The organism is Streptomyces sp. NPDC007971 (assembly GCF_042958635.1).
Classification (GTDB): Bacteria; Actinomycetota; Actinomycetes; order Streptomycetales; family Streptomycetaceae; genus Streptomyces.
Genome location: NZ_JBIBJK010000001.1, coordinates 611,999 through 630,692, shown reverse-complemented (window position 1 = coordinate 630,692; position 18,694 = coordinate 611,999). Strand labels below are relative to the sequence as shown.

Annotated in this window: 20 protein-coding genes and 4 pseudogenes; 11 read left to right on the top strand and 13 right to left on the bottom strand. The window is 70.1% G+C overall.

The window, feature by feature from the left end; genetic code table 11:
• Positions 1–274: 274 nt before the first annotated feature.
• From ACFZCP_RS02880 to ACFZCP_RS02870, 3 genes are read left to right on the top strand one after another with little or no spacing between them, the layout of a single operon-like run.
• Positions 275–1,234 (top strand): transporter substrate-binding domain-containing protein, encoded by a 960-nt coding sequence (locus ACFZCP_RS02880; protein ID WP_391423428.1) that lies wholly within the window; start codon positions 275–277, stop codon positions 1,232–1,234.
• A gap of 37 nt (positions 1,235–1,271) precedes the next feature.
• The gene (locus ACFZCP_RS02875) at positions 1,272–2,210 is read left to right on the top strand and encodes an ABC transporter permease subunit (protein ID WP_391423426.1); all 939 of its coding nucleotides are present in this window, start codon (positions 1,272–1,274) and stop codon (positions 2,208–2,210) included.
• On the top strand, positions 2,207–3,013 hold the full coding sequence (locus tag ACFZCP_RS02870) for an amino acid ABC transporter ATP-binding protein (protein ID WP_362692081.1): 807 nt from the start codon (positions 2,207–2,209) through the stop codon (positions 3,011–3,013). The genes ACFZCP_RS02875 and ACFZCP_RS02870 overlap by 4 nt, the downstream gene beginning before the upstream one ends.
• A gap of 93 nt (positions 3,014–3,106) precedes the next feature.
• On the opposite strand, the pseudogene ACFZCP_RS02865 reads toward ACFZCP_RS02870, so the two are convergent.
• Positions 3,107–3,511: pseudogene (locus ACFZCP_RS02865) on the bottom strand (SAM-dependent methyltransferase); the annotation flags it as partial.
• Between the two features lie 106 nt (positions 3,512–3,617).
• Here ACFZCP_RS02865 and ACFZCP_RS02860 point away from each other — a divergent pair.
• Positions 3,618–5,441, top strand: a complete 1,824-nt coding sequence (locus ACFZCP_RS02860; RefSeq protein ID WP_391423423.1) for a protein kinase — start codon at positions 3,618–3,620, stop codon at positions 5,439–5,441.
• Between the two features lie 30 nt (positions 5,442–5,471).
• Here the strand turns inward: ACFZCP_RS02860 and ACFZCP_RS02855 are convergent, their stop codons facing one another.
• Positions 5,472–6,851, bottom strand: coding sequence for a sigma factor-like helix-turn-helix DNA-binding protein (locus tag ACFZCP_RS02855; protein WP_391423422.1), 1,380 nt, complete (start codon positions 6,849–6,851; stop codon positions 5,472–5,474).
• Positions 6,852–6,953: 102 nt separating this feature from the next.
• Between ACFZCP_RS02855 and ACFZCP_RS02850 the strand changes: the two genes are divergently transcribed.
• A complete protein-coding gene (locus ACFZCP_RS02850; protein WP_391423420.1) occupies positions 6,954–7,772 on the top strand; it encodes a hypothetical protein in 819 nt (272 codons plus the stop codon).
• A 627-nt stretch (positions 7,773–8,399) separates the two neighbouring features.
• Here the strand turns inward: ACFZCP_RS02850 and ACFZCP_RS02845 are convergent.
• A pseudogene (locus tag ACFZCP_RS02845) lies at positions 8,400–8,768 on the bottom strand (class I SAM-dependent methyltransferase); the annotation flags it as partial.
• Positions 8,769–8,868: 100 nt separating this feature from the next.
• Between ACFZCP_RS02845 and ACFZCP_RS02840 the strand changes: the two are divergent.
• Positions 8,869–9,498 (top strand): ABATE domain-containing protein, encoded by a 630-nt coding sequence (locus ACFZCP_RS02840; protein WP_391423418.1) that lies wholly within the window; start codon positions 8,869–8,871, stop codon positions 9,496–9,498.
• Here ACFZCP_RS02840 and sodX read toward each other — a convergent pair.
• Positions 9,402–9,836, bottom strand: a complete 435-nt coding sequence (gene sodX, locus ACFZCP_RS02835; RefSeq protein ID WP_391423704.1) for a nickel-type superoxide dismutase maturation protease — start codon at positions 9,834–9,836, stop codon at positions 9,402–9,404. The genes ACFZCP_RS02840 and sodX overlap by 97 nt on opposite strands.
• A 145-nt stretch (positions 9,837–9,981) precedes the next feature.
• Here sodX and sodN point away from each other — a divergent pair, with 145 nt between their 5' ends.
• On the top strand, positions 9,982–10,377 hold the full coding sequence (gene sodN, locus ACFZCP_RS02830; RefSeq protein WP_356142172.1) for a superoxide dismutase, Ni: 396 nt from the start codon (positions 9,982–9,984) through the stop codon (positions 10,375–10,377).
• Between the two features lie 7 nt (positions 10,378–10,384).
• Here the strand turns inward: sodN and ACFZCP_RS02825 are convergent.
• Positions 10,385–10,624, bottom strand: a pseudogene (locus ACFZCP_RS02825) (site-specific integrase); the annotation flags it as partial.
• Positions 10,625–10,720: 96 nt separating this feature from the next.
• Here ACFZCP_RS02825 and ACFZCP_RS02820 point away from each other — a divergent pair.
• Complete coding sequence (locus ACFZCP_RS02820) at positions 10,721–10,990, top strand: hypothetical protein (protein WP_391423715.1); 270 nt, start codon at positions 10,721–10,723, stop codon at positions 10,988–10,990.
• Between the two features lie 99 nt (positions 10,991–11,089).
• Here the strand turns inward: ACFZCP_RS02820 and ACFZCP_RS02815 are convergent, their stop codons facing one another.
• The 3 genes and pseudogenes from ACFZCP_RS02815 to ACFZCP_RS02805 all read right to left on the bottom strand — a co-directional run.
• On the bottom strand, positions 11,090–11,578 hold the full coding sequence (locus ACFZCP_RS02815) for a DUF5994 family protein (RefSeq protein WP_391423416.1): 489 nt from the start codon (positions 11,576–11,578) through the stop codon (positions 11,090–11,092).
• 281 nt (positions 11,579–11,859) lie between these two features.
• On the bottom strand, positions 11,860–12,132 hold the full coding sequence (locus ACFZCP_RS02810; protein WP_391423702.1) for a hypothetical protein: 273 nt from the start codon (positions 12,130–12,132) through the stop codon (positions 11,860–11,862).
• Positions 12,133–12,897: 765 nt separating this feature from the next.
• Positions 12,898–13,038, bottom strand: a pseudogene (locus ACFZCP_RS02805) (inorganic phosphate transporter); the annotation flags it as partial.
• A 275-nt stretch (positions 13,039–13,313) separates the two neighbouring features.
• On the opposite strand from ACFZCP_RS02805, the gene ACFZCP_RS02800 reads away from it, so the two are divergent.
• From ACFZCP_RS02800 to ACFZCP_RS02790, 3 genes are all read left to right on the top strand, one after another.
• Complete coding sequence (locus tag ACFZCP_RS02800; RefSeq protein WP_362692052.1) at positions 13,314–13,712, top strand: helix-turn-helix transcriptional regulator; 399 nt, start codon at positions 13,314–13,316, stop codon at positions 13,710–13,712.
• A 226-nt stretch (positions 13,713–13,938) separates the two neighbouring features.
• A complete protein-coding gene (locus tag ACFZCP_RS02795; RefSeq protein ID WP_362692049.1) occupies positions 13,939–14,355 on the top strand; it encodes a VOC family protein in 417 nt (138 codons plus the stop codon).
• Between the two features lie 43 nt (positions 14,356–14,398).
• Entirely contained in the window at positions 14,399–15,148 is a 750-nt protein-coding gene (locus ACFZCP_RS02790; RefSeq protein ID WP_391423413.1) for a VOC family protein, read from the top strand.
• Positions 15,149–15,154: 6 nt separating this feature from the next.
• Here the strand turns inward: ACFZCP_RS02790 and ACFZCP_RS02785 are convergent, their stop codons facing one another.
• The 5 genes from ACFZCP_RS02785 to ACFZCP_RS02765 all read right to left on the bottom strand — a co-directional run bounded on the left by ACFZCP_RS02785 (position 15,155) and on the right by ACFZCP_RS02765 (position 18,615).
• Positions 15,155–15,460 (bottom strand): hypothetical protein, encoded by a 306-nt coding sequence (locus ACFZCP_RS02785; RefSeq protein WP_391423411.1) that lies wholly within the window; start codon positions 15,458–15,460, stop codon positions 15,155–15,157.
• On the bottom strand, positions 15,457–15,789 hold the full coding sequence (locus ACFZCP_RS02780) for a DUF952 domain-containing protein (protein ID WP_391423409.1): 333 nt from the start codon (positions 15,787–15,789) through the stop codon (positions 15,457–15,459). Before ACFZCP_RS02780 ends, ACFZCP_RS02785 begins: the two co-directional genes overlap by 4 nt.
• Before the next feature lie 113 nt (positions 15,790–15,902).
• Entirely contained in the window at positions 15,903–16,118 is a 216-nt protein-coding gene (locus ACFZCP_RS02775; protein WP_391423407.1) for a hypothetical protein, read from the bottom strand.
• Positions 16,119–16,144: 26 nt separating this feature from the next.
• Positions 16,145–16,735 (bottom strand): dihydrofolate reductase family protein, encoded by a 591-nt coding sequence (locus ACFZCP_RS02770; protein WP_362692036.1) that lies wholly within the window; start codon positions 16,733–16,735, stop codon positions 16,145–16,147.
• Positions 16,736–17,442: 707 nt separating this feature from the next.
• On the bottom strand, positions 17,443–18,615 hold the full coding sequence (locus ACFZCP_RS02765; protein WP_391423405.1) for a family 2 encapsulin nanocompartment cargo protein polyprenyl transferase: 1,173 nt from the start codon (positions 18,613–18,615) through the stop codon (positions 17,443–17,445).
• Positions 18,616–18,694 lie beyond the last annotated feature (79 nt).

Here is an 18,694-nt window from a genome sequence, read left to right as displayed (position 1 = left end):
CGACCAACCGAAACGATGGACCACATCGTGAGATGACCCGAAGACTTTCCGGCCTGGATGCAGGATTTCCGCAGATGGTGCGGCCTTGGAGCCCCGTCCTGGCGGGACCTGACGCGGTTCGGGGGTCACCCGTTATGCGATTTTGACATAGCGACGCCCCTGAATGGCCTAGTCCGAATGGCAAGATGCCGTAAACCCACGAGGTCGCGGCACCCGAAAGTGTGTGTTTCCGTCGACCCATCGGTATGTCTTCCCATCTGCCGGAGGAACCACGATGACCGCAAGCTCCACCCCTCGTACGACCGCCGCGCACTCCAGGCTGGCTGCGGTCGGCGCCATCGCGGTCGCGGGCGCCCTGCTGCTCACCGGCTGCGGTGACCAGACCAAGGACAAGAGCAAGGACTCCGGCAGCGCATCCAGCTCGAACGCCCCGCTGGCCGACAAGCTCCCCCAGGAGTTCCGCGACAAGGGGAAGATCAAGGTCGGTTCGGACATCGCCTACGCCCCGGTGGAGTTCAAGGACTCCTCCGGCAAGGTCGTCGGCCTCGACCCCGACCTCGCCGCGGCCATGGGCAAGCAGCTCGGCGTGCAGCTGGAGTTCGAGAACGGCACCTTCGACGCCCTGCTCACCGGTCTGCGCTCGGGCCGTTACGACATCGCGATGTCGGCGATGACGGACAACAAGAACCGCCAGGAGGGTGTCGACCCGGACACGGGCAAGAAGGTCGGCGAGGGCGTCGACTTCGTCGACTACCTGACCGCCGGTGTCTCGATCTACACCCGCAAGGGCGACACCCAGGGCATCACGTCCTGGTCGGACCTGTGCGGCAAGAAGATCGCCGTGGAGCGCGGCACCGTCTCGGAGGACCTGGCCAAGCAGGAGGCCAAGAAGTGTCCGAGCGGCAAGAAGCTCACCATCGAGGCCTTCGACGACGACCAGCAGTCCCAGACCCGTCTGCGCTCGGGCGGCGTGGACGCGGCCTCCTCCGACTTCCCGGTCGCCGCGTACGCGGTGAAGACCTCGGGCGGCGGCAAGGACTTCCAGATCGTCGGCGACCAGGTCGAGGCGGCCCCGTACGGCATCGCCGTGGCCAAGAACGACACCAAGCTGCGCGACGCGCTCCAGGCCGCGATGGACGCCATCATCAAGAACGGCGAGTACCAGAAGATCCTCGAGAAGTGGGGCGCCCAGGACGGCGCCGTCAAGCAGTCCGCAGTCAACGGCGGCAAGTGACCCGCGTACCCCGAGCGGCCACCGAGAGGCAACACCCGTGACTGACATCGACAAGACGGCCGGGGGTCCGAGCACTCCCCCGGCCGGCCCGGAGGCCATCAAGGCCATCCCGGTCCGGCACTACGGACGCTACGTCACCGCCGTCGTCGCGATCGCGATCCTCGTCGCGATCATCTACGCCTTCGGCCAGGGCAGGATCAACTGGCACGCGGTACCGGACTACTTCTTCGACGACCGGATCATGACCGGCGTCGGCAAGACCCTCCTGCTGACGGTCCTGTCGATGCTGATCGGCATCGTCGGCGGCATCGTCCTCGCGGTCATGCGCCTGTCGAAGAACCCGGTGACGTCGTCGATCGCCTGGTTCTACATCTGGTTCTTCCGCGGCACCCCGGTCCTGGTCCAGCTGTTCCTCTGGTTCAACCTGGGCCTGGTCTTCGAGTACATCAACCTGATGCCGTTCTACAAGGACTACTGGTCGAACTTCATGACGCCGTTGCTGACGGCGCTCCTCGGCCTGGGTCTGAACGAGGCCGCGTACATGGCGGAGATCTGCCGGGCCGGTCTGCTCGCGGTGGACGAGGGCCAGACCGAGGCGGCCCACGCCCTCGGCATGAGCCACAGCAAGACCCTGCGCCGGGTGATCATCCCGCAGGCGATGCGGGTGATCGTGCCGCCGACAGGCAACGAAGTGATCAACATGCTGAAGACGACCTCGCTCGTGGCGGCCGTCCAGTATCCCGAGCTGTTCCGCTACGCCCAGGACATCGGCCAGAACTCCGGTGCCCCGGTGGAGATGTACTTCCTCGCCGCGGCCTGGTACCTGATCATGACCTCGGTGCTGAGCGTGGGCCAGTACTACATCGAGCGGTACTACGCCCGCGGCTCCAGCCGCCAGCTGCCGCCGACCCCGTGGCAGAAGGTGAAGGCCAACATGCTGTCGCTGGGACGCCCGAAGGGAGCGGTGGGCGCATGACCGACAAGCTGAGCAAGACGCAGGACGCCCGTCCGCAGGGCACGGTCCCGATGGTCAGGTCGCAGGGCGTGCACAAGTCCTTCGGCCACGTCGAGGTGCTCAAGGGCATCGACCTGGAGGTCAAGCCGGGCGAGGTGTTCTGCCTCATCGGCCCCTCCGGCTCTGGCAAGTCGACCTTCCTGCGGTGCATCAACCACCTGGAGAAGATCAACGGCGGCCGTCTGTACGTGGACGGCGAGCTGGTCGGCTACCGCCAGAAGGGCGACAAGCTGTACGAGCTCAAGGACAGCGAGGTCGCGCTCAAGCGCCGGGACATCGGCATGGTCTTCCAGCGCTTCAACCTGTTCCCGCACATGACGGCCACGGAGAACGTCATGGAGGCGCCGGTCCAGGTCAAGGGCGTCGGCCGGGCCCAGGCCAAGGAGCGGGCGATGCAGCTCCTGGAGCGGGTGGGCCTCCAGGACAAGGCCGGGAACTACCCCTCGCAGCTCTCCGGCGGCCAGCAGCAGCGCGTGGCGATCGCCCGGGCCCTCGCGATGGACCCGAAGCTGATGCTGTTCGACGAGCCGACCTCGGCCCTGGACCCGGAGCTGGTCGGTGACGTCCTGGACGTCATGCGCGACCTCGCCGAGTCCGGCATGACGATGGTGGTGGTCACCCACGAGATGGGCTTCGCCCGCGAGGTGGGCGACAGCCTGGTGTTCATGGACGGCGGAGTGGTGGTCGAATCCGGTCATCCCCGCGACGTCCTGACCAACCCGCAGCACGAGCGGACGCAGTCGTTCCTGTCCAAGGTCCTCTGATCCGAGGTTCTCTGATCCAGGGTCCTCTGGCGCCGTCCGGCTGAGCAAAGGCGGTGGAAGGGCGGTACGGGCTCCCCGTACCGCCCTTCCGCGTCACTTCAGCGCCAGCAGCAGGGTGTCGGACGGCGAGCACCACACCGCCCGTGCCTCCCCGAACCCCTTCTCGCACAGCACGCGCGTGCCAGGCCGCCGACGGCATGTCCCCGTCGGCATGGTCGCCGTAGATCTGGAAGCGGCGGGCGGTGGGCTCGGCGAGGACGGGGTCCTGGGCAGCGAGCTGCCACACTCGGACCAGCCGAGGGTTCCGTCCTGCTTGGCGTGATCCATACGGGAGTGACCGCAGGTGCGCTCGGCCGCGTTGATCCGGGGCGTGCTCCCGTCGATCATGTGGTCCGCGTTCATGAAGACACCGCCGTCGCGGACCAGATCCGCGACCCGACCGTAGAGGGCCGCGAGGGGTTCGCTGTGCAGCCAGTGCAGGGCCGTGGCGGTGAGGAGCTCTCCCTGCACGCGCATGTGCGTGGCCACGACACCCACAGCGCGGCCCGGTGTGCCGACGTAGAATTGTCCGTACCTGCGGCACCGGAGCTAGGAGGCTCCGATCATGCGCGACGGTGAGCCGGACGAGCGTCGTTTGTCGGCCGTCGAGGAATCCTCCGTCGGCCGTTCGGGTACCCGCAGCTTCGAAGGCTTCGACAGACTCGGCGACTATGTGCTGTGCGAGGTGCTCGGCGAGGGCGGCATGGGGCAGGTGTACCGGGCGTACGACCTGAGCCAGGACCGAGAGGTCGCACTCAAGATCCTTTCCCCGCAGTTGCAGGTCGACAAGGAGTTCCGGCAGCGCTTCCAGCGTGAGTCACGGATCGTGGCGCGGCTGAACGAGCCGCACATCATCCCCATTCACCACTACGGCGAGATCGAGGGCCTTCTCTACCTCGATATGCGGTTGGTCGAGGGTGAGGACCTGCGCAGCAGGCTGCGCGACCGGGGCCCGCTGCCCCTGCCGGAGGCGACGAACGTCCTGGGGCAGGTTGCTGACGCACTCGACGCCGCACACGAAGCCGAAGTGACCCACCGGGACGTCAAGCCGTCGAACATCCTGCTCAGCAAGGGACGCAGCGGTGCCCCCTTCGTCTACCTGGTCGATTTCGGTATCGCCCGTTCCGGAAGAGGCACCACTGTCACCGCGCCCACCCAGGCGATCGGAACCGCGGAGTACATGGCCCCGGAGCGCTTCCTGGGCACAGGCACGGACTCGCGTATCGATGTCTACTCGCTCGCCTGCGTGCTCTACGAGTGCCTGACCGGTCGTACCCCGTTCCCCGGGCAGGAGTTCGCGTCCCAGTGCCATGCCCACATCGAGTTGCCGCCACCTCGTGCCTCGGCGGCTGCCGCCGGGCTCCCGGCGGAGTTGGACGACATCATCGCCAAGGGCATGGCGAAGCAGCCTGAGGAGCGTTACGCGACGGCCGGCGAGCTCGCACAGCACCTGCGAGGCGTGGCGGAGGCGACGACCCCTCAGGGGCACGGGGCCTGGGCGGCGGACATCGATTCCGGACAGTGCGCACCAGCCGGGGAACGCGCCTCGCCCCCGCAGGCCACCCCATCCGTGGGAGGCACGCCGGCCCCGGACACCATGGCGGGCATCCAGTGCGCGCGGGACCAGGCGCACAGCCGCGAAGCAGCCGCCAAGCGCGACGCCGGCCGGCAGCACGGTACGGGCGCGGATCACGGCACGGACCGCGAACACCCGCCGGCCCCGGGTCACCGCGAACCGACGAGAAGCCGATTCCCGAAGCCGCTGTTCAGGCGCAGGGCGTTTCTGATCGCTGCCGCCGTGGCCGTGGGACTGTGCATCGGCCTGCTCGTGTTCGGCCTGCGGCCCTCGCCCTCACCGTCGACGGCTTCCAGAGCGCCCTCGGCCAACCCGACGTCAGGACCCGGGGCAGGTACGTTGTCGGCGCTGTTCACCACGTCGCTTCCGACGGCGGACAACACCGACGAGACGGTAAGCCCGGCCGAGCAGCCGCTGTCGGGATCCTCGCACTTCGACCACTGTCGCCCGATGCAGAGCCTGGAGAGCAACCGTAAGGTCCACGCCGCCGTGCATTGCTGGATGGACAACGGCGGCCCGGGCGGCAGACCGACCGTGGGGAACTTCTACAGGTTCGACAGCTCCGACTCCCTGGACCGGGCCGTCGGTGCGCAGACCGCCCGGGCCGGGAAGGGGCCCTGCACGGGCGCCGGGCCCACTGCTCAGAACTGGCCGACCGGCAGCGCGGTCGCCTCTGGGACGCTGTACTGCTTCACCGGCCAGGACGGCCCCACGTTGGCCTGGTCCGACGACCGCCAGGGGAAGGCCACCCTCGGCGTCGTCGGCGGCTCCGGGATGCAGACGCTGTATCGCTGGTGGTCGGTGAACCGCTGAGCGCCCGGTAGCACGGGCGCCGAGCAGCGGTCAGCTCGTCGTGATCGACAGCAGCGGTCCGCTGTCCGTGTCGACCTCGAAGTGGGCGACCGTATCCACGCTCTTCGAGATCGCGCCGGGAATCGGGACGGTGTCGGTGCCGTTGCCCGCGAGCCAGCTGGCGGCGGTCTCATGGCTGCCCTCCAGGCCGACGGCGACCAGGGTGCAGTGCGTATGGGAGGGGATCCCGGACACGTCGAGTCGCACTTCACTGCCCCAGGGCGTGGGGGCGGTGGTCACCGTGGCCCGCACGCCCGAGGCCTGGTCGGACGCCCTGAAGATCCGGGTACCCCGATCGCCGATCCGGGAGGTGGTACCGGGGGACGACAACCGTGACGTCACCAGCCAGGTGACGGCGGCGACGACCACCACCAGAGCGAGCACGGCCGCAGGCCGCCGCCACGCGCGGAGCGGCTCGTCACCGGCCTGCTGATGCATCTCCTCGAGTGCGGTTCCGCCGGGCTGGGCCTGGGTGGCTTCATAGCGCCCGAGCTGACCGGCGCCATCGCGCCTGGTCGTCACCGTCCTCTCGGGCCCGGCCTCGGCGGGGGAGGCGCGCCCCGGCATCACATCGGCTTCGCTGACAGTGCCGAGCAGCGGGACGATCTCGGCCAGCGCGTCCCGCTCCGCCCGACAGCCGGTGCAAGTGGCGAGGTGAGCGGCGACCACCAGTGCCTCGTCCGGCGCAAGCTTGCCCAGCACGTACGCACCCAGCGAGAGCCGGGCGGGGTCGAATCCCGAGGCGCGTGTGCGCGTCTCGTCGCCCCGGCCGGTGTCGGCCGCGGCGACGGGGCCTGACGCCGCCCCCGCGCGCCCCGCCGCCGTACCGCCCGCGGCCTCGGGGCGGGCGCTCCTGGGGTCCCGCTCGGCCAGCTCAGCGTGGAGCCGCGTCAGCGCGTGATAGAGACGGGACTTCACCGTGCCGACGGGGACGCCGAGCGCCTCAGCGGTCTCGGCCAGGTTCCTGCCGCGATAGTGGGTCTCCAGAAGCACGGTGCGTTGGGTGGGGACGAGGCCACGCACGGCCTCGATCACCCGCTGATTCCGGGCGGATCGGCGGTGCCCTTGCTCCACGGTGTCCCCTCCGGTGGGCCCATGGGCGGGCCCCTCCGGGCGGACCGCCGAACCGGACTCGGCTGCCAGGCCGCGCAGGACCGAGCGCAGCCGCTCCCGGGGGGATTCCCGTTGCGAGTCGAAGGCGTCGGGGTTGCGCCAAGCCCGCAGGAGTGCCTCCCGCACCAGCGCCTGCGCCCGCTGCCGATCCCCCGAGGTGAGATCCATGGCGTCGTTCAGCAGCGGTTCGCCGTGCTCGGCGTACATGGTCAGCAGCACCTCCTCGTCAGAGCTGAAGCCACTACGCTCACCGTTCACGATGGTCGATCACTCCCAAATGCACCGGTTTGCTGGAGTATGCCGCGCATCAAATATTACTCTAAGCAAAACCTATGCAACTTTCCGTAGCAGGGAGGCAGTATGAAGAGACCGCTCTACGCAGTCATGGCGCTCGCGACCATGGCGTCAACCGCGGCACCCGGAGCCGCGGTTGCGCAACCCAGCGGCATCCAGCGCTACCAGGCCATCCTTGACCCGGTGCCCACGAACCGGGTCAACGGGTCGGGTCTGGCCAACCTACAGCTCAGCGGGACCCAGGCGCAGATCACGATCGAGACCGCCGGCCTCGTGAACAGCTGGCACGCCCTGCATCTCCACGTCCACGGCCAGGGCAAATGCCCCGACGCCTCGATGGCGAAGCAGCACAACAACCACACGGCGATCAGCGCGACCGACGGCGCCCCCGCCTACGGCGAGATCATGACGTCGCTGACGGTGAGCGGGGACACCAGCCCGAGCCGGGCGTTCACTTCGAACCGCTTCCCCTCAGGAAGCAATCTCACCTACGGGCGAACGGTGACACTCGACCGCGACACCATCGAGCAGTTGCAGTACGGCAAGGCGGTCCTCGTCGTCCATGGCATCGACTACGACGGCCACGGCCAGTACGACGACGCCCTGGGGACCAGCGAAGACGACACCACGCAGACGCAGGACGCCACCGCCCCGGCGCTGTGCGGAACCTTCAGTGCACTCGGCGCCTCCGCACCCCATTCGGCCGCGCCCAGCACCGGCCCCACCGGCTCCGAACCCGGCCAGTACGCACAGAAGGGGACGGGCACGGCCACCGGAACGAGCACGGTCGACATCGTCGCGCTCCTCGTGGCCTCGGCGGCCCTCGCAGGAGCCCTCGTCGCGGCGTTCTACAGCCGCGCCGCCCTGAAACGCCTCGAACGCTGAATCACCGGCCCCGTGGCGTGCCGGACATCGGTACGGTGTGGCCAACGAGCGCTCCCGGCCAGGAACGCGCCTGGGCATGCACCAGCCTCCATCGGTTCGCCAACACCTCGGCTATCCTGCCCCGCCAGGTCACCTGCCAGGTACGTGCCCCGTTCTCAGTCGGATCGGCGACTGCCGACCGGACTTGCCGGCAACAAAGTAGTTCCTCAGCCGTCAGGAAACAGCCCGCCCGGGACGGAATCACCCCGACCTGATGCGGCAACGCAGCCGGAACCCGAGACAGCCCCGAAGTAGTTGCACTGATCGCCCCTACCCAACGCCGGACCGCGAAACTCGCTGCCCCCGAAATCGACATGATCACGGTCACCCGCCACAGCACCCCCCTCCCCGCACACATGACATAGCGACCATGTCGATGCACACCACTGACACCGCCCAGACCAGAAAGACACCCTGGTCACGGGCCGACGCCGCACAACCACACCCCCACAACGGTGGCCCCGTCTACAGCAGCCCACACCCCCAAAGGTCTCTGCCCCGCCCGGCACTTACCGGACGGGGCACTATGATGCGGCGAATTCCAAGGTCAGCAACTCCAGGGGATCAAGCGATACAGTGCGGTTAACGAGCGCTCCCGGTCAGGACCGCGTCGTAGGAGTCGTACGGCAGCTTCGCCGTCCACTCGGGGTCCTTGAGGTCGGCGGTGACGAGGGTGACGCGGTCGTCGCCCTCGAAGGTGCCGTGCGCGATGGCGAGCAGCGCCGGGGCGAGGTCGACCCCGGTGCTGGTGGCCCCGGGGAGCCGCGCCAGCAGCCGGGCGGTGATGCTGCCGGTGCCGCAGGCGAGGTCGAGCACGCGCGGAGCCGTGCCGACGAGCGCCTCGACCATGTCGAGCATGATCCGGAACCGCTCCTCGCGGTCCGGCATGAACCACTCCTGCTGCCGGTTCCAGCTCTCCTGCCAGGCGGCCCAGTCGGTTCCGGTACCGGTGGTCATGAATTCCCCGCCCCCTCACCCATACGTAATACCCTGTAGGCACGACCGGCTGTTACCCGACCGCAGACACGACCATAGAGCGCCCTCGTAAGGACTACAAGTGGAACTGGCCTATTACTCGGATTACGCCGTACGTCTCGTCAACAGCGAGGACCCGGCCCGGGGCAAGGACTCGCTGACCTCGGTCGAGGCCATCCGCGACCTCTTCGGCGCCAACGCGTCGGCGGCCCGCCGCGCCACCGACGCCGACCTCACCCGCTTCCGCTCGGTACGGGGCCGGCTGCGCGCGGTCTTCGAGGCGGCGGACCAGGGCGACGAGACCCTGGCCGTGGACCTGCTCAACTCCCTGCTGCTGGAGTTCCCCGTGAGCCCGCAGATCTCCGGGCACGACCACCGGGACGACGACGGCCGCCCGCTGTGGCACATGCACCTCGCCGACCACCCGTCCAACGCCACCGCCGGGTACGCGGCGATCGCGGCGATGGGCCTGGCCTTCCACCTGACCGAGTACGACGTGGACCGCCTGGGCCTGTGCCAGGCCGCCCCCTGCCGCAACGCCTACCTCGACACGTCCACGAACCGCTCCCGGCGCTACTGCTCGGACCGCTGCGCGACCCGCGCCAACGTGGCCGCCTACCGGGCCCGCAAGCGCCTGGAGGCCGACCGGTCGGGCAGCAGCGGCCTGGCGGCCGAGAAGATCCAGCGCGCCAGCGCCACCGGTGAGCGCTGACCGCTCCCGAGCGGCCGGTACCGCAACCGCGCCCTGCCGAGGATCAGCTCCTCGGGGACGACGCCGTAGTCGGTGCTGTCCCCACCCGCGTACGGATTGTCCCCGAGCACCCACCAGCCGCCCTCGCGCAGCTCCACGGCGCGCTTGACGACCAGCAGGTCCTGCTGGAAGGGATGACGCAGGACGACGATGTCCCCGGGCCTGACCGCGGCCCCGTACCGCACCAGCAGCCGGTCCCCGTGGTGCAGCGTGGGCACCATGGACGGGCCGGTCACCTCGGCCAGCCCGAAGGGCGCCCCCGCCCTCCCCCGCTCGGTCTCCTGCGACAGCTCCGGCATCCCCGGCACCTCCCCGGTCCGTTCCTCCACCAGTCTCAGTCTGACCCTGGACTTTTGTCCTAAGCCCTAGGGGGCACTCGCGAAAACCCGTCCCTCAGGGAGTAATGTCCCACCTGAGAAGACGATCACGAGGAAGGAATGCTCCATGCTTTCCCGCCTGTTTGCCCCCAAGGTCAAGGTCAGCGCGCACTGCGACCTGCCCTGCGGCGTGTACGACCCGGCCCAGGCCCGCATCGAGGCGGAGTCCGTGAAGGCCGTTCAGGAGAAGATGGCCGCCAACGACGACCCGCACTTCCAGGCGCGTGCCACCGTCATCAAGGAGCAGCGCGCGGAGCTGGCCAAGCACCACGTCTCCGTGCTCTGGAGCGACTACTTCAAGCCCCCGCACTTCGAGAAGTACCCGCAGCTGCACCAGTTGGTCAACGACACCCTGAAGGCCCTCTCGGCCGCCAAGGCGTCGACGGACCCGAAGACGGGCGAGAAGGCGCTGGAGCTCATCGCCGAGATCGACCGCATCTTCTGGGAGACCAAGAAGGCCTGATCTTTGGCTAGGCCGTTGGACCTGCGGTTTCGCGGGTCGTATCGCCTACCTGTCCGCACCCGGTCCGCAGGCCGCCGAGCACGGCGTCCATGACGGCCCGGGTGCGGTCTTCTTCGCCCGGCCACAGGTGGGCGTAGCTCCGCAGTGCGATGACGGCGGACGCGTGGCCGAGAACCAGCTGGACCTGCTTGACGCTCGCTCCGCCGGCGATGAGGGCGGATGCGAAGAAGCGGCGCAGGTCGCGCGACGAGCACACCGACCCGCACATCGTCGTCGCCGCGGGCACCGATGGAACAGCCTGTTCGGAGTCGTTCGGACAGCCCCCGAAGTGCGGTGCTGCTCCATGGGGGATCTGGTGGACAACGGGGGTTGGAAGTCAACTGTCCTGATCACGTGTGACATGCCACGTCTGGCGGAATGGGCACATTGGGTCGCCCGGCCGCGTCACTCTGGAAGGGTTACCACCCCGCCGGTCGGCTACGGCGGTGAAGAGCCCCGGATCAGCGAGCAGATGCTCCAACTCGGCGACCGGGTGCTGTGTTTCACCGACGGCCTGATCGAGGACATCCAGCTGCCCGACGCCTGTCGCGCGCGTCCTTTGGGGATCGGCTGATGACGGGAGTCCGGCCGAACAAGCGGAGCTGATCATGACGGGTTGGCGGGTCAGGGACTGGCGTCCAGGCCGACCGGGAGTCGATCCGCGACGGATGTGTCAGGCCGGCGCAGGTGGCCTTTCGCTGCCCGTGTCGATGAGGATCTGCTTGGCCTCGGCGACGTTGTCGGCCCGTACGGCCCTGGCCATCGCGGCGCGTGCCGCGTCGAGCGTCGTGTCCGGGGGGACCAGCATCAGGGAGAAATGGTCCCGGTCGCCCCGGGTGATGAGGACGGTGTCGTCACCGACCGGGAAGGAATCGATGTGGACGACTCGGCCATCGACCATCACCCGGGTCGGCAGGTCGTCCCAGGCGCTGCCGTCCAGACCGACCCGGGTGACAGGTCCGAGGTGCTCGGTCAACGCGGAGATCAGCGAGGGGAGCTCGACACCGATGTCCCGGGACCGCGGCCACCATGCGCCGTCCAGGATTCCCTCACGTGCATCTGTCATCTCCAGCCGCAGCAGGGCCGTGCCGGGTTTCACCGACCGGTGGACGGCGTCCGGCAGGCGCCCGGGGAGGTGGTCGGGGGTGTCTGAGTCGGCCATGGTGTCCGCCCGTCCGCAAAGAGCAGTGCGACCGCACAGCGTGCGACCGTGATACGCCCCTGCTCCCTCACCGTACTCCGCACGACGCTCGCGCGAGCGTCGTGCGGAGCGCGGTGACGGAAACAGGCAACGGCTCCGGCGTAGACCCGCCGGAGCCGCCCTTCCGGGTCATTGCACGTGAGCGTGTGCCGACCCGCCTTCCACATTACGCCAAAGGGATCAATCCGACATGAACCATCCCGGCGAAGGTTCACTTCGGTCCGAGAAGCCGACGCGGCGGCTCAGCCACGCCCTTCCTCCTCCGTCTCCATCTGCCGGATCCCCTGGTGCGTCAGCGTGATCATCGCGGGCGTGTTGCCCCTCCCCCAGTCCACGACGACCAGGCCCTCTCCCGCCAGGTACATACAGGCAGCGGCCATGTCCTGCTCAGGGATACCGAGATCGGTGCGGAGCTTCGCCCCCTCGACGCCCAGGAGGCGATTGCCCTCGGCGGCTTGGTACAGAGCCTGCATGATCCTCTCGCGGTACGTCTTCCGGTCTCGCAATATCGCCATGACGCGCCCTCCTCTGGCGCCCACGATCGGGCCGAAGTCGATGTCATCCGCGGTCGCCGTCACGGTGGGGCGCGCCGGAACGGTCGCGTCCACCGCCGACCGACGCTGCCGCCGGGTCCGACGCCCGATCCCCGGCAGAACATCGCTGTAGTGGAAGGCAGCGATCCGTTCGTCGTGCTGACCGTTGAGCCGGTGGATCAGAACGACTCCGACGGCGATCAGAAGAAGCAGCACGGACACGGCGATGACAGTCATGGTTCTCCCACCTCCGCCGACCGACGGGCGAAGGCCCTGTCGAGCCGATGGGCCGGGACATCGAGGCCGTCGACCTCCAGCCCGCCCGGCGCCGGCATCAGGGACAGACGAACCGGCAGCGACGGCACGCGCCTGCTCGGTGTCGTACGGTCAATGGTCACGGCCATGGCGCGGACCTGTCCCCGGGCTCGTGGATGCGGCCCGGCGTTGTCGATCACCGGAAACGGCACCCGCGGCGGAGCCGGTACGCGAAGAACTCCCGGTGTCTTCACACTACTCCGCCCGCCGGCCCGAAAGGCGGGGGTGACCAGGCATTTCCCTGCCTCCGGAAACTGGTCACCGGTGCCTGGCACCGGGCCGGTCAGAGCCAGTCCTTGCGCTTGAACGTCGCATACAGCAGTGCGGACAGGACCACGATGACGGCGGCGGAGGTGACGAATCCCGACTCGCGACCGAAACCGGGATGGGGGAGGTTCTGGCCGTAGTAGCCGGTGATCGCGGTGGGACGGCGATGATCGCGGCCCAGCTCGTCAGCGCCCCGGTCGCGATGGACGTCGCCATCGCGTTCGCCGTGTCGTGGAATCCATTGGTGAAGTCGAAGGCCAACGCCGTGACGATGACGACCGCCACGAGGAACGTGACGTGGTCCATTCCCCGAGGAAAGCAAGGGCAGGCCAATGCCCGGCGAACTGAAGGCGAAGGGAGTGTCGAAGCCGGGGAACCGTGTTGTGCGTTCCTGTGCGAAACAGTTCCGTGCCCGGCCGCCGTGCACGACGTGTCCGGGCCGCGCGGAAGTGTCCGAGCCGCGCGGAAGTATCCGGCCATGCGAAAGTGTCCGGGCCTGTCGGCGCATCGGAGGACGACTGCCCGTGCGGACGTATCAGGGACGCCTGCCCGTGCGGAACCCTCTGTGCCAAGCTGGGGGAATGACCCTGGAGGACCTGGTACGGCTGCGACGGGTGCGCGACCGCATGGACCGCGAGTACGCCGAGCCGCTCGACATGACCGAGCTGGCCCGTGGCGCCCACATGTCGCCGGGCCACTTCCAGCGCAGCTTCCGCAAGGCGTACGGGGAGACGCCGTACAGCTATCTCATGACGCGCCGGGTCGAGCGGGCCAAGGCGCTGCTGCGCGGCGGCGACCTCACCGTGACCGAGGTCTGCTTCGCCGTCGGCTGCACCTCGCTCGGCTCGTTCAGTTCCCGGTTCACCGAGCTGGTGGGCCGGACCCCGAGCGCCTACCGGGCCGGGCCCCACGAGGAGAGCGCGGTCATCCCGTCCTGCGTGGCCCGCACGTTCACCCGCCCGCGCCGTCGCCCGTACTGAGCCGGCGAGCATGCTGAGCCGTCGCCCGTACTGAGCCGGGGACCATACCAAGCCGGGGACCGTACTCAGCCGCCGATCGCACGGCACCGCGGACCATACCGAGCCGCGTGCCTCGGTGAACCGCGTGCCTTGCTGAACCGCGGGTTGTTGCGGAGGAGTCCCGGGTGCTCACGGGCCGGTGTGCCACCTGTGCGCACGGCGGCCCGGCTGGGCCTAGCGTGAAGCCATGGACCTGAAACTCAAGCAGTGCTTCATCGCCGTGGACGACCACGACAAGGCGCTCCACTTCTACTGCGACGTGCTCGGCATGGAGATCCGCAACGACGTGGGCTTCGAGGGAATGCGGTGGGTCACCGTGGGCTCACCGCTCCAGCCGGACGTGGAGATCGTGCTGGAGCCGCCGGGTGCGAGCCCGGACATCTCCGCGGCCGACAAGCAGGCGATCGCCGAGCTGCTCGCCAAGGGGCTGCTGCGCGGGGTCATCTTCACGACCACCGACTGCGACACGCTGTACGAGCGGGTCCGGGAGGCCGGCGGCGACGTGCTGCAGGAGCCGACGGACCAGCCGTACGGGGTGCGCGACTGCGCCTTCCGGGACCCTGCCGGGAACATGCTGCGGTTCCTGCAGCGGCCCGCGGACTGACCTCGCGCCGGCGCAGCGGGGACGGGTGCCTACGATCCCCGCCATGAACACCATCCGATGGACCTACGCCTTCGTCGACCGGCCCGCCGCCCGCCTGGCCGAGGCTCGTTCCTTCTGGACGGCCGTCACCGGCACCCGACCGTCCGAACCTCGCGGTGAGCAGGGCGAGTTCATGACCCTGCTGCCCGAGGGGACGGACGCCTGCGTGAAGCTTCAGGGGGTCGCCTCGGGCGCGGGCGGCGCCCACCTCGACCTCTGCGCCGAGGACCCGGCGGCCCTGGCCGCGACCGCCCGCCGCCTCGGCGCGGACCTGGTGGCGGACCACGGGGACTGGGCGGTCCTGCGCTCGCCCGCCGGGCTGCTGTTCTGCGCGGTGCCGTGGCACGGCGAGACGGTACGTCCGGCCGTGGTCGAGGGCAGCCGGCTGGACCAGGTTTGCCTGGACGTCCCGCCCTCCGGGTACGACGCCGAGACCGCCTTCTGGGCCGCGCTGACCGGCTGGGTCCTGCGGGACGGTTCGCTGCCGGAGTTCCGGGCGCTCGTGCCGCCCGCGGGGCTGCCCGTCCGGATCCTGCTCCAGCGGCTGGGCGGCGAACGCCCGGCCTCCGCCCATCTGGACCTCGCCTGCGCGGACATCGAGGCGACGCGCGCCCGGCACGAGCGGCTGGGCGCCGCGCGCGTCCACCGGGGCCCGCACTGGACGGTGCTGCGTGACCCGGCCGGCGGCACGTACTGCCTGACGGGCCGGGACCCCGGGACGGGCGGGCTGCCCGCGACGGTCAGCGGGGCGTAGAGGCGATCAGCGGGGCGTGGACACGTACGCGCAGGCGACGGCCGCGGGGTCCGGTCCCTGCGCCGGTTCGGCCGACGGGCTCGGCACGCACGCGTTCTCGTCCGCGCGCGGATCGTGGAGCGGACGGGGCGTACCGCGGGGCACCTTGCGCGGCGTCGCCCCGTCCTCGCTGTCCCAGACGTACGGCTGCCGGGGCCGGACCGAGTCGTGGAGCCACAGGGTGAACCCGCCCCCGGCGGCCACCGCGACGACCCAGGCGCCGACGGCCCGGCGCCACCACCTGCGCCGTCGCGCTCCCCTCTGCTCGCTCACCCCCAGGGTTCGACGTCCACCACGGCCCGGACCGGCACCGGCCCGTACACGTGCGGGAACTCCTCGCCGTTCGGCGGCATGGCCTCGTACTTGAGCGGAGCATCGAGCAGGGCCGGGTCCACGACCAGCACGACCAGCTCGTCCGGGCCCTCGTAGTCGCCGTACAGGAAGGCGGCGATGCGCGGGAGTTGGTCCCTGGTGGAGAAGTGGATGAACCCCTCCTCCTGGAGGGTGCGGCCGCGGGTGGACACCTCGTAGGTGCCCGATCGGCGGGCCGCCTCCCACAGGGAGCGCTCGGTGATGTGGACGATGTGCGGAAGTTTCGGCATGCGGCCACGCTACGGACTCGGCCGGGCCCCGCGCATCCGCATACACCGGCCCCCGCGCGCATCCGCATACGGGTCCCCCGGGGGATGCGGGAGCCGGGCCGGGACGCTCGGGCTCAGGACTGTTGCGGGGTGGATTCCCCGGGCTGGGGCTGGGCGGTTCCGGTGGCGCGGGTCGCGGGCCCGGCATGCCCTCCGTAGGCCGCGCAGGCGGGGTTGCGGCACGGGCCGGAGCCCCACACCGGCACCCAGGCGCCGAGTGTCTTGTGCCGCCCGACGACCGTCTCGACCGTCTGTCCGCAGGCGGGACAGACGCGTTGCTCACTGTCCATGTCCTCAGGGTAGGGCGGGCCGGTGGTCAGCGCTTCCTGTGGTACGTCCGTACGAGCACGCCGTTGCCGAAGGTGCGCACGGAGCCGGAGTCCAGGGTGAACTCCTTGATGTCGAGGCCGCTGCCGAACATCGGCATGCCGGTGCCGTAGACGATCGGGTAGGTCTTGATGACGAGTTCGTCGATCTCGTCGAGCAGGGCTCCCGCGACCTGCGCGCCTCCGCACAGGTAGATGCCCAACCCGCCCTCTTCGGCCTTCAGTTCGCGGACACGGCCGACGAGGTCGGCGTCGATGATCTCGACGTGCGGGTCGGGTGAGGTGCCCAGGGCGCGGGAGGCGACGTACTCGCGCAGATGGGCGTAGGGGCTGGTGATGCCCTCCTTCAGCGCCAGCTCGTAGCTGGCCCGGCCCTGGACGACGGTGTCGAACCGCCTGTTCTCCAGGTGGTCGAGGCCGAGAGGCCTGCGGCCATGGGTGGGCAGGGTCTCCGGGAACTCCGTCCGGAGGAAGGCGAAGTACTCCTCGTCCATGAAGCGGAGCATCTCGGACGCGTCGCCGTGCTCGTCACCGATGAAGCCGTCGAGCGAGCAGGCGATGAAGTACGTGAGCTTTCGCAAGCCGATCCCTTTTCGCAGGTTGCGGAGCGGAACTTCAACCACTCCGTTCGTAGTGCTTTATTTGTAGTACTCCGATTGCAGTGGTGGCAAGCCGTTTCGGCGGCACTTTCGGGACCGAGGACAAGTGGGGCAGGGGATTCCGTATGGCGGGCCGTCCGGGACGGCGGGCGGGACTGCTCGACGCGGGGCTCACGGGGCCGGCACGGGAGGGTGCGTGTACAGCGACCGCACTGCGGTGGGCGACGGCTCGGCCGCGGCTCGCTCACCGCAGGGGCGCGCGCCCGGACTCACCGGCGCGAACAGCGTGCCCCCGCACACCGTGGGGGTGTGCGGGGGCACGCCGGGCCGGAGCCCCCGGTGGCCGCGCGGGGTCAGGAACCGCACGGCCCCGGCGACTCCGGGGTCCTTCGTCGGCCGCCGGGCAGGGCAGCCGCAGATCACCCCCGCGACAGGTGACGGCAGGCGCAATTCGCCGGAGCCGTCTCCGGGTTACGGCGCGCGCAGATCACCATGGCCGTCTCCGGGTTACGGCGCACCCAGATCCTCATGGCCGCCTTCGGATACGGCACGCGCAGGTCACCACGGCCGCGGGTACGGCAAGCGCAGATCACCACGGTCGCCTCCGGGTTGCGGCACGCGCAGATCACCGCGGTCGCCTCCGGGCTGCGGCAGGGGCGAGCCGCGGCCGGCCGTTCGGACCGGCGCCCTCAGGAGGTCCGCCGGGTCACGTACTCGGCCAGGGCCAGCAGGCCGCCCGCCGCCTCCGGCACGGGCACGGCGCGGGTCAGCTCCTGCACCGCCCGGCTCATCCGGTCGGCCGCCTCGGCCTGCGCCCAGTCGCGGCCGCCGGCCTGCTCCACGGCCAGCGCTGTCCGGGCGATCTCGCCGCCGTCCCCGGCCTCCCCCGCGAGGTACGGCTTGCCGTACATCGCGGCGAGTTCGGCCGCCGCCGGCGTGCCGGAGGCGAGGGCCGCCACCACCGGCAGGGACTTCTTGCGGACCGCGAGATCGGCACCGGCCGGCTTGCCGGTGCGCTGCGGATCCCCCCATATGCCGATCACGTCGTCGATCAGCTGGAAGGCGAGTCCGGCCTGGCGGCCGAAGCCGTCGAGCGCCGCCACGTCGTCCTCGCCGACGCCCGCGTACAGCGCGCCGAGGGCGCAGGCGCAGCCCAGCAGCGCGCCGGTCTTCGCCTCGGCCATGGCGAGCACCTCGTCCAGGGTGACGTCGCCGGGGGCGCGCTGTTCCATGGCCGTGTCGGTGTGCTGTCCGGAGCACAGTTCCACGACACAGTCGGCGAGCCGGGCCGCGGCCGCGGCGGAGGCCGGATGCGGATCCTCGGCGAGCAGCCGCAGGGCCAGCGCCTGCAGGGCGTCCCCGGCGAGGATCGCGTCGGGGACGCCGAACACGGTCCATGCGGTGGGCCGGTGCCTGCGGGAGGCGTCCCGGTCCATCACGTCGTCGTGCAACAACGTGAAGTTGTGGACCAGTTCGACCGCGGTGGCGGCGCGGACGGCTGCCACCCGCGCCTCCGGTCCGCCCAGCGCGGCGGCCGCGGCGAGGACCAGCGCGGGCCGTATCGCCTTGCCCGCGTTGCCCGCCGCCGGGGTGCCGTCCGCGTGCTCCCACCCGAAGTGGTAGAGCGCGATCCGGCGGATCGGGCCGGGCAGCGACTCGACGGCCGCCCGCAGCTCGGGGTCGACCAGGGTCCGGGTCCGCTCCAGCAGTGCCGCCGCCTCGTGCCCGTCGAGCGGACCGGCTCCGTCAGCGTCGGCCCCCCGCCGTTCGCCCGGTCCCGGTGGCGCGGGCTCCTCCCCCACCCCGGCGGACCGGGGCGCTTCGGGCGAACGTTGTTTGGTCTCCGTCATGAACTCGGGCATGAGTCCCCCTCGCACAGTCCGTGGACGGTGGCGCTTGCGCTCCGGCTGGACGCATATCCCGAGGATGTACCCGCCCCGA

Excerpts from the sequence above, each read along its gene's own strand:
- ACFZCP_RS02880 (WP_391423428.1), top strand. The coding sequence starts at position 275 with ATGACCGCAAGCTCCACCCCTCGTACGACCGCCGCGCACTCCAGGCTG.
- ACFZCP_RS02870 (WP_362692081.1), top strand. The coding sequence starts at position 2,207 with ATGACCGACAAGCTGAGCAAGACGCAGGACGCCCGTCCGCAGGGCACG.
- ACFZCP_RS02860 (WP_391423423.1), top strand. The coding sequence starts at position 3,618 with ATGCGCGACGGTGAGCCGGACGAGCGTCGTTTGTCGGCCGTCGAGGAA.
- ACFZCP_RS02850 (WP_391423420.1), top strand. The coding sequence starts at position 6,954 with ATGAAGAGACCGCTCTACGCAGTCATGGCGCTCGCGACCATGGCGTCA.
- sodX (WP_391423704.1), bottom strand. The coding sequence starts at position 9,836 with ATGCCGGAGCTGTCGCAGGAGACCGAGCGGGGGAGGGCGGGGGCGCCC.
- sodN (WP_356142172.1), top strand. The coding sequence starts at position 9,982 with ATGCTTTCCCGCCTGTTTGCCCCCAAGGTCAAGGTCAGCGCGCACTGC.
- ACFZCP_RS02820 (WP_391423715.1), top strand. The coding sequence starts at position 10,721 with ATGGGGGATCTGGTGGACAACGGGGGTTGGAAGTCAACTGTCCTGATC.
- ACFZCP_RS02815 (WP_391423416.1), bottom strand. The coding sequence starts at position 11,578 with ATGGCCGACTCAGACACCCCCGACCACCTCCCCGGGCGCCTGCCGGAC.
- ACFZCP_RS02810 (WP_391423702.1), bottom strand. The coding sequence starts at position 12,132 with ATGGCGATATTGCGAGACCGGAAGACGTACCGCGAGAGGATCATGCAG.
- ACFZCP_RS02800 (WP_362692052.1), top strand. The coding sequence starts at position 13,314 with ATGACCCTGGAGGACCTGGTACGGCTGCGACGGGTGCGCGACCGCATG.
- ACFZCP_RS02795 (WP_362692049.1), top strand. The coding sequence starts at position 13,939 with ATGGACCTGAAACTCAAGCAGTGCTTCATCGCCGTGGACGACCACGAC.
- ACFZCP_RS02790 (WP_391423413.1), top strand. The coding sequence starts at position 14,399 with ATGAACACCATCCGATGGACCTACGCCTTCGTCGACCGGCCCGCCGCC.
- ACFZCP_RS02780 (WP_391423409.1), bottom strand. The coding sequence starts at position 15,789 with ATGCCGAAACTTCCGCACATCGTCCACATCACCGAGCGCTCCCTGTGG.
- ACFZCP_RS02775 (WP_391423407.1), bottom strand. The coding sequence starts at position 16,118 with ATGGACAGTGAGCAACGCGTCTGTCCCGCCTGCGGACAGACGGTCGAG.
- ACFZCP_RS02765 (WP_391423405.1), bottom strand. The coding sequence starts at position 18,615 with ATGCCCGAGTTCATGACGGAGACCAAACAACGTTCGCCCGAAGCGCCC.